This is a genomic window from Amycolatopsis kentuckyensis (assembly GCF_002155975.1).
Taxonomy (GTDB): domain Bacteria; phylum Actinomycetota; class Actinomycetes; order Mycobacteriales; family Pseudonocardiaceae; genus Amycolatopsis; species Amycolatopsis kentuckyensis.
Window position 1 is genome coordinate 1 of the sequence record NZ_MUMI01000411.1, and the last position, 8243, is coordinate 8243.

The following is an 8243-nucleotide window of genomic DNA, read 5'->3' on the forward strand; positions in this document are numbered from 1 at the left end:
GCCGTCGACCGGCGGGGCGTGGCGCACCTGGTCCTGCCCGACGAGGTCCAGGTGCAGCCGAGCGACGCCCCGCCGGCCACCCCGGACGGACGCCGGTCCGGCCGGTCCGGAGCACCGGACACCGCCGCGGTCACCGCGGCGGCCGCGCTCGTCCGCGACGCCCGGCGGCCGGTGTTCGTCGTCGGCCACGGCGCCCGGGACGCCGCCGCCGAGGTCACCGCGCTGGCCGAACGGCTCGGCGCCCCGGTGCTGACGACGTTCAAGGCGAAGGGCCTGGTGCCCGACACCCACCCGCTCGGCGCGGGCGTGCTCGGCCGCAGCGGGACGCCGGTGGCGAGCTGGCTGATGAACGAAGCCGACCTGCTGATCGCCGTCGGCGCGTCCTTCAGCAACCACACCGGCATCGCCGCCTACAAGCCGGTCCTGCAGATCGACGACGACCCGGGCGCGATCGGCCGGTTCGACGCGGTCACGACCTCGCTGCTCGGCGACGCCCGGCTCGCCCTCGGCGCCCTGACCGCGGCGCTGGCCGAGACGAAAGCCGAGGACCAGCGGCCCGACGTCGCGGCCCGCTGGGCGATCTGGCGTGCCGAGAAGGCCCGCCGCGCCGCCGACGACCGCGGCCGTGGTGTCTCGGCCGCGGCGGTGTTCGACGCGCTGTCCCGGCACCTGCCCGAGGACGCCGTGGTGACCGTGGACGTCGGCAACCACGCCTACTCGCTCGGCCGCTACCTGGCGTCGAAGGGGCAGCCGGTGCTGATGTCGGGCTACCTCGGCTCGATCGGGTTCGGCTACCCGGCCGCGCTCGGCGCGTGGGCGGCCGCCCCGGACCGCCCGATCGTGGCGGTCACCGGCGACGGCGGCTTCGGGCAGTACGCCACCGAGCTGACCACCGCCGTCAAGTACGGCATCCCGGTGAAGCACCTGCTGCTCAACAACAACGCCCTCGGCAAGATCAGCAAGGAACAGCTCGCCGGGGACTACCCGGTGTGGCAGACGTCCCTGGTCAACCCGGACTGGGCGGCCTACGCCCGGCTCTGCGGCGCGACGGGCCTCAGCGTCACCGCCCGCGACCAGCTCGACCAAGCCGTGGCGGCGCTCTTCACCGCCGAAGGCCCCGCTCTCCTCTGCGTCGAACAGGACGCGGAACTCCTCTGAAGGGATCGACCATGCCGAGCTACGACGACCTGCGCGCCCTGTTCATCAACGGCACCCTCAAGCGCTCCCCCGACCCCAGCAACACCGACGGCCTCATCGACGTCAGCCGCGGGATCATGGCGAAGAACGGGGTCCACGTCGAGGTGCTGCGGGCCATCGACCACGACATCGCCACCGGCGTCTGGCCGGACATGACCGAGCACGGCTGGGCCACCGACGCCTGGCCGGCCATCTACGAGAAGGTGCTGGCCGCCGACATCCTCGTGCTCGCCGGGCCGATCTGGCTGGGCGACAACAGTTCGGTCATGAAGCAGGTCATCGAACGGCTCTACGCGTGTTCGCACCTGCTCAACGACGCCGGGCAGTACGCCTACTACGGCCGGGTCGGCGGCTGCCTCATCACCGGCAACGAAGACGGCGTCAAGCACTGCGCCATGAACGTCCTCTACAGCCTGCAGCACCTCGGCTACACCATCGCGCCCCAGGCCGACGCCGGCTGGATCGGCGAGGCCGGACCCGGACCGTCCTACCTGGACCCCGGCTCCGGTGGTCCGGAGAACGACTTCACCAACCGCAACACCACGTTCATGACGTGGAACCTGATGCACCTCGCGAGGATGCTCAAGGACGCGGGTGGCATTCCCGCGCACGGCAACCAGCGCAGCGAGTGGGACGCCGGCTGCCGGTTCGACTTCACCAATCCCGAATACCGCTAGCCGTGCCCGACGTCGGTTTCGTCAACCTGTTCGCGGTCGCGGCGATCGCGCTCGCCGCGCCGCTGCTGCTCGGGCTCGCGCCGAAACTGCGCGTGCCGGCCGTGGTGCTGGAGATCGTGGCCGGGATCGCGCTCGGGCCGTCCGGGCTCGGCTGGATCACGCCGGACCTGCCGGTGCAGATCGTCGCCCTGCTGGGACTGGCCTTCCTGCTCTTCCTGGCCGGGCTCGAGATCGACGTCCACCGGCTGCGCGGGCGGGCGCTGCGGGTGGCGCTGCTGGGTTACGCGCTGACGCTGGCACTGGGGCTCGCCGCCGGAGCGGGGTTCGCCGCCGCCGGCTGGGTGCACAGCCCGCTGCTGGTGGCGGTCGCCCTGTCGGCGACGTCGCTCGGCCTGGTCGTGCCGGTGCTCAAGGACGCCGGCCAGGCCGAGGGCGGCTTGGGGCAGGCGGTGATCGCGGCTTCGTCGGTGGCCGACTTCGCCGCTGTCCTGCTGGTCTCGCTGCTGTTCTCGGCCTCCGGCGGCAGCACGGGTGCGCGGCTGGTGCTGCTCGCCGCGTTCGCGGGACTGGTGGTCGTGACCGCGGTCGTGGTCGGGCTGGCCGGCCGGTCGCGCCGGCTCGGTGCGACGCTGCTGCGGCTGCAGGACACCACGGCCGAGATCCGGGTCCGCGCGGCCGTGGTGCTGCTGGTCGCGTTCGTCGCGCTGGCGGAAACTTTCGGGCTGGAAAGCATCCTCGGCGCGTTCCTCGCGGGCGCGGTCGTCGGCCTGCTCGACCGCGATTCGGCGTCGCACCCGCGGTTCCGGGGCAAGCTGGACGCGATCGGATACGGCTTCCTGATCCCGGTCTTCTTCGTCACCAGCGGTTTGCGGCTCGACCTGTCCGGGCTGCTCGCCGACGCGTCCGCGCTCGCCCGGGTACCGCTGTTCCTGGCCGCGCTGCTGCTCGCCCGCGGGCTCCCGGCGTTGCTGTTCGCGCGGCAGTTCGGTGTCCGGCGGGCGATCGCGGCGGGGCTGCTGCAGGCGACGTCGCTGCCGTTCCTGGTGACGGCCACGCAGATCGGGGTCCTCACCGGCCTGATGACGCCGGTGACCGCGGACGCGCTCGTGTGCGCCGGCCTGGTGTCGGTGCTGCTGTTCCCGGCCGGGGCGCTGTCGCTGCTGCGGGCGCCGGACCGGCCGACCGTAAGGTGACCGTCACCCTTTTCCCCGCCTGCCGCGGCTACGCTCGTCCCGTGACGAAGCTGCCGCCGGACGACGAGCTGGTCGCGGCCCTGCGGGCCGGCGACCACACCGCGTTCGCCGAGGTGCTCGACGCCTGGTCCTCGTCGATGCTGCGGCTGGCCCGCTCCTTCGTCTCCACGCACGCCACCGCCGAGGAAGTCGTGCAGGACACCTGGCTCGCCGTCGTGAAAGGACTGGCGGCGTTCGAAGGGCGGGCGGCGTTCAAGACCTGGGTGTACCGGATCCTGGTCAACACCGCCAAGAAGCGCGGTGTGCAGGAGAAGCGCAGCGTCCCGTGGACCAGCCTGCTGCCCGGCGACGAGGACCACGGCCCGACCGTGGACCCCAGCCGGTTCCAGGGCCCCGGCGGCGCCTACCCCGGACACTGGCGGAAAGCACCCGAACCGTGGGCCTCGCCGGAGAACACCGCACTGGCACTGGAAGTCCGCGAAGTGATCACCGGAGTGCTCGACGAGCTGCCCGCCCGGCAGCGCGCGGTGATCAGCCTGCGCGACGTCGCCGACCACACGGCCGAGGAGGTGTGCGCGATCCTGCAGATCTCCGCGGCCAACCAGCGCGTCCTGCTGCACCGCGCCCGCGCGGCCGTCCGCGAACGCCTGGCCGGCTACCTCGGAGCGGCGGGATGACCCGCGGCGGGTTCGCCGATCAGGCACGGCACCGCGCCTGAACCCGGCTCGCCCGGTACCGATCCGTGCGACCGGCGGCCACCCGGTGTCGCGAAGGCGTGGGACAGCACGCCCCGGCCGGTGCTCTCGGCGCGGCACCGGATCGCCGGCAGGTCCCGGGGCTGTGGTCCCCGCGGCTCACCGGAGTTCGGCGAGCAGCTCCCGCACCCGCCGGTCGATCTCGTCCCGGATCGGCCGGACGGCCTCGACGCCTTTACCCGCGGGGTCTTCCAGCTGCCAGTCCAGGTAGCGCTTGCCCGGGAAGACCGGGCAGGCGTCGCCGCACCCCATCGTGATCACGACGTCGGCGGCCTCGACCGCGCCGGTCGTCAGCTTCTTCGGCACCTCGCGGGAGAGGTCGAGCCCGATCTCGGCCATCGCCTCGCGCACGGCGGGGTTGATGCTGTCGGCGGGCGCGGACCCGGCCGAGCGGACGTCGACCGCGCCGCCGGCGTGGTGGGCCAGCAGCGCGGCGGCCATCTGGGACCGGCCGGCGTTGTGGACGCAGACGAAGAGGACTTCCGGCTTGCCGGTCATCGGGGGCTCCTGGCGAAACGGCGCCGCAGCGCGAGGGAGACGTACACGAGGGCGACGAGTACGGGAACTTCGATCAGCGGGCCGACGACCCCGGCGAGCGCCTGGCCGCTCGCGGCCCCGAACGTCGCGATGGCCACGGCGATGGCGAGCTCGAAGTTGTTGCCCGCGGCGGTGAACGCCAGCGTGGTGGTCCGCTCGTAGTTGAGCCCCACGGCCTTGCCGAGTGCGTACGATCCGGCCCACATCAGTCCGAAGTAGACCAGCAGCGGCACCGCGATGCGTGCGACGTCCAGCGGCCGGCCGGTGATCTGGTCGCCCTGCAAGGCGAAGAGGACGACGATGGTGAACAGCAGCCCGTACAGCGCGACGGGCCCGGCCTTCGGCAGGAAGCTCTTCTCGTACCAGTCACGCCCCTTGGCACGTTCACCGAAGCGGCGGCTCAGGTAGCCGGCGACCAGCGGGATGCCCAGGAAGATCAGCACGCTCTTGGCGATCTGCCAGCCGGATACGGCGAGGTCGGCCTGTGGGAGGCCGAGCCAGCCGGGAAGGACGGAGAGGTAGAACCAGCCGAGCAGCCCGAAGGCGAGCACCTGGAACACCGAGTTCAGCGCGACGAGCACGGCGGCGGCTTCGCGGTCGCCGCAGGCGAGGTCGTTCCAGATGATCACCATGGCGATGCAGCGGGCGAGGCCGACGATGATCAGGCCCGTGCGGTACTCGGGCAGGTCGGGCAGCAGCAGCCAGGCGAGCGCGAACATCAGCGCCGGGCCGACGAGCCAGTTCAGCACCAGCGACGGCCACAGCAGCCGCCGGTCGCGGGTGACCGTGCCGAGCCGGTCGTAGCGGACTTTGGCCAGCACCGGGTACATCATCACCAGCAGCCCGAGGGCGATCGGCAGCGAGATGCCGTCGACCTGCACCGCGGAGAGCGCGGTGTTCAGGCCGGGCACCCAGCGCCCGGCCAGCAGCCCGGCGACCATCGCGGCCGCGATCCAGACCGGCAGGAACTTGTCCAGAGTGGACAGGCGGGGCGGCACCTCGGCGACCGTCGTCACGCGGTGACCGCTTCGCCCGTGGTCGTGAGCACCGCCGACAGCCGCGCCAGCACCTCGGGGTGCACGCGGTAGTAGATCCAGGTGCCGCGCCGGTCGCCGGTGATCAGCCCGGACTCGCGCAGCACCTTGAGGTGGTGGGAGATGGTCGGGCCGGTCAGGTCGAAGGCGTCGGTGAGGTCGCAGACGCACGCCTCGCCGCCGGCGTGGGAGGCGATCAGCGAGAGCAGCCGCAGCCGGACGGGGTCGGCCATCGCCTTGAACAGGTGCGACAGCTCGACCGCCTGGTCCTGGGTCAGCGGCTCCCGGGCCAGGGGCGCGCAGCAGGCGTCCATCGCGACGAGCGGCAGGTGCTTCGACATACCTCTATATTGACAGGTTCGCATATAGACGGCAATCTAACTTCAGCTAGTTAGACAAATGTCTATCCAAGGAGGTAGCGGCGATGTCACGAGTACAACTGGCCCTGCGGGTCGGGGACCTGACCGGATCGATCGACTTCTACTCGAAGCTGTTCGGCACCGAGCCGGCCAAGCTCCGGCCGGGCTACGCGAACTTCGCGATCGAGGAGCCGGCGTTGAAGCTGGTGCTGCTGGAGGGCGAGCCGGGCCAGGAGACGGTGATGGACCACCTCGGCGTCGAGGTCGAGTCGACCGACCAGGTCAACGCGGCGACCCGGCGGCTGACCGGCGAAGGGCTCGAGACGCTCACCGAGGACGACACCACGTGCTGCTACGCGGTGCAGGACAAGGTGTGGGTCCACGGCCCGGGCAAGGAGCCGTGGGAGGTCTACACGGTGAAGGGCGACTCGGCGACGTACGGCAGCGACAGCGCCGCGCTGGCCACCCCGGCGACGTGCTGCACAGCGGACGCCGAAACCGCCACCCCCGAGGGCTGCTGCAGCTGAAGCCCCGGAGCCGGTGCGCAATCGAGGGGCGCACCGGCTCCGCTCCGCCGTCAGTCCACAAGGGACAGTTCAGAGCAGGCCCTCGCCGCGGGCGTTGGCGATGAGCTGGGCCCGGTTCCGGGCTCCGAGCTTGTGCATCACCGTGCGCAGGTACGTCTTGACGGTGTTCACCGAAAGGTTCAGCTCGGTGCCGATCTCGGGGTTGGTGTGCCCGGCGGCGACGAGCCGGAGCACGTCGTACTCGCGGGCGGTGACCGGCGCGGTGGACGACACGGGCGAACCGGTCCGGAAGGTCCCGGTGCGGGCGACGCTGCGGATGGCGTCCCGGATCGCCGTGCTGCCCGCGTGTTTCACGAGGAGGCCGCAGGCGCCGGCGGCCAGGGTCGGCGCGACGGCGGCGTGTTCGGGGAAGGCGGTGAACAGCAGGATGCGGCTGTCCGGGCTGACCCGGTGCACCTCCGGGACGACGTCGGCGGCGACGCAGTCGGGCAGCCGGAGGTCGAGCAACACGACGTCGGGACGTTCCGCGGCGCAGACCGTCACGGCTGCCGCGCCGGTGCCAGCGTGGCCGACGACGACCATGTCCGGGTAGCGCTGCAACTGCGCGGCGACGCCGTCGTGGACGACCGGGTGGTCGTCCACGATCACGACGCGGGTCCGGGTGCCGGTCAGCACGGCAGCCGGGCCCGCCAGATCGTGCCACCGTCCGGATCGGACACCACCCGGAGAGAGCCGCCGAGCCGGGCGAGCGCTTCGGCGGTGTTCGTGAGGCCGAGGCCGGGCGTGTGGTCCGGGCGCAGGCCCACGCCGTCGTCGTGGACGGCGATCGTCAGCCAGGGATCACTTCGCCGCACCGACACCGTGACCGCGCCGGCCTGGGCGTGTTTTTCCACGTTCAGCAGGGCTTCGCGGACCGCGGCGAGGAGCACGTCCGAGCGGGACGGTGGCAGTTCGGGCGGTTCCTCGTCGAGGATGACCAGCTCCGCGGGCAGGCCGGTGCGATCGGCGAAGGCCGCGCAATCGGCGCGCAACGTGACGCCGAGCGCGAGCGCGGCGGGCGAGGACCGCAGCGTGCGCAGCGAATCGCGCAGCGCCGTGGTCGCTTCCGCGGCCTGCGCCCGCAGCCGGTCGAGCCGGGCGCGCAGGTCGGGATCGGCCTGGGTGGCTTCGGCGAGGTCGGCCATGCCGGAGCCGATGGCGAACAGCAGCGCGCCGACGCTGTCGTGCAGGTCGGCCGCCATCCGCCGGCGTTCCTCGTGGACCGCGATCTCCCGGCTCAGCCGGGCGCGTTCGGCGACCGAAACCGCCAGCGCGGCCTGGGCCGCGATCGCCGAGGCGCGTTCGATGTCGCGGTCGCCGAACGTGCCGTCCTCGCGGGGGCCGAGGGCGAGGACGCCGAGCGTTTCCCCGTCACGGAGCAGCGGGACGGCCAGCACGCGCCGCACCTTTTCTCCTGCCATGTGGCGGTCGAAGTCGTGGGTGATTTCCTGGCTGCCGAAGTAGTCGTCGACCCACTCCGCGCGCCCGGCCTCGAAGACTTTGCCGGTGAGGCCCGTGCTGGGCGGCACCCGGAGTGCACGGAGCACGCCGGTCCAGTCGCCGGTGACCTGTTCGAGCGTCAGCACGCCGTCCGCGTCGGGGCGGGCCGTCCAGGCGACCTCCGAACCTTCGGCGAGCAGTGCCAGGGCGCGCCGCAACGCCTCGCCACGGTCCAGCGCCGCGAGCAGGTCCGCGTAGTGCTCGTCGAGCCCGACGAGCGGGTGCGCTCGCATGTCCACATCAAACACTCCCCCGCGGGCATCTGTCACGGCCCACTACACCCGTTCGGGTGTGCCGGGGCCGTCGCCGGTCTGCCAGGGTCCGGACACTCTCATCGCCGCGAGGAACGAGGCCCCCGTTGGTTGACGTGACGATCGAACACGACGTGCCGGCCACCATGCGCGACGGCGTGGTGCTGCGGGCCG

Annotated in this window: 10 protein-coding genes; 5 read left to right on the forward strand and 5 right to left on the reverse strand. The window is 72.3% G+C overall.

All coding sequences use genetic code 11. The features are described 5' to 3' along the window. The 4 genes from CCN39_RS33930 to CCN39_RS33945 all read left to right on the forward strand — a co-directional run. The coding region (locus CCN39_RS33930; RefSeq protein ID WP_143264258.1) for a thiamine pyrophosphate-binding protein at positions 1–1158 on the forward strand (1158 nt) is incomplete at its 5' end. Between the two features lie 11 nt (positions 1159–1169). Continuing rightward, positions 1170–1874, forward strand: a complete 705-nt coding sequence (locus CCN39_RS33935) for a flavodoxin family protein (RefSeq protein ID WP_086848981.1) — start codon at positions 1170–1172, stop codon at positions 1872–1874. 2 nt (positions 1875–1876) lie between these two features. Then, the gene (locus CCN39_RS33940) at positions 1877–3067 is read left to right on the forward strand and encodes a cation:proton antiporter (RefSeq protein ID WP_086848983.1); all 1191 of its coding nucleotides are present in this window, start codon (positions 1877–1879) and stop codon (positions 3065–3067) included. A gap of 41 nt (positions 3068–3108) precedes the next feature. Then, complete coding sequence (locus tag CCN39_RS33945) at positions 3109–3744, forward strand: RNA polymerase sigma factor (RefSeq protein WP_244211117.1); 636 nt, start codon at positions 3109–3111, stop codon at positions 3742–3744. Between the two features lie 177 nt (positions 3745–3921). Here the strand turns inward: CCN39_RS33945 and CCN39_RS33950 are convergent, their stop codons facing one another. From CCN39_RS33950 to CCN39_RS33960, 3 genes are read right to left on the reverse strand one after another with little or no spacing between them, the layout of a single operon-like run. Further along, complete coding sequence (locus CCN39_RS33950) at positions 3922–4320, reverse strand: arsenate reductase ArsC (protein ID WP_086848987.1); 399 nt, start codon at positions 4318–4320, stop codon at positions 3922–3924. Beyond that, positions 4317–5375: an ACR3 family arsenite efflux transporter gene (gene arsB / locus CCN39_RS33955; RefSeq protein WP_167455262.1), complete on the reverse strand. Its 1059-nt coding sequence runs from the start codon at positions 5373–5375 to the stop codon at positions 4317–4319. Before arsB ends, CCN39_RS33950 begins: the two co-directional genes overlap by 4 nt. Further along, complete coding sequence (locus tag CCN39_RS33960) at positions 5372–5734, reverse strand: ArsR/SmtB family transcription factor (protein ID WP_086848989.1); 363 nt, start codon at positions 5732–5734, stop codon at positions 5372–5374. The genes arsB and CCN39_RS33960 overlap by 4 nt, the downstream gene beginning before the upstream one ends. An 83-nt stretch (positions 5735–5817) precedes the next feature. On the opposite strand from CCN39_RS33960, the gene CCN39_RS33965 reads away from it, so the two are divergent. Further along, the gene (locus tag CCN39_RS33965; protein WP_086848991.1) at positions 5818–6279 is read left to right on the forward strand and encodes an ArsI/CadI family heavy metal resistance metalloenzyme; all 462 of its coding nucleotides are present in this window, start codon (positions 5818–5820) and stop codon (positions 6277–6279) included. A gap of 69 nt (positions 6280–6348) precedes the next feature. Here CCN39_RS33965 and CCN39_RS33970 read toward each other — a convergent pair whose 3' ends face one another. Both CCN39_RS33970 and CCN39_RS33975 read right to left on the reverse strand, forming a co-directional pair. Continuing rightward, entirely contained in the window at positions 6349–6954 is a 606-nt protein-coding gene (locus CCN39_RS33970; protein WP_086848993.1) for a response regulator transcription factor, read from the reverse strand. Further along, positions 6948–8051, reverse strand: coding sequence for a GAF domain-containing sensor histidine kinase (locus tag CCN39_RS33975; RefSeq protein ID WP_244211118.1), 1104 nt, complete (start codon positions 8049–8051; stop codon positions 6948–6950). The genes CCN39_RS33970 and CCN39_RS33975 overlap by 7 nt, the downstream gene beginning before the upstream one ends. Between the last annotated feature and the right edge of the window lie 192 nt (positions 8052–8243).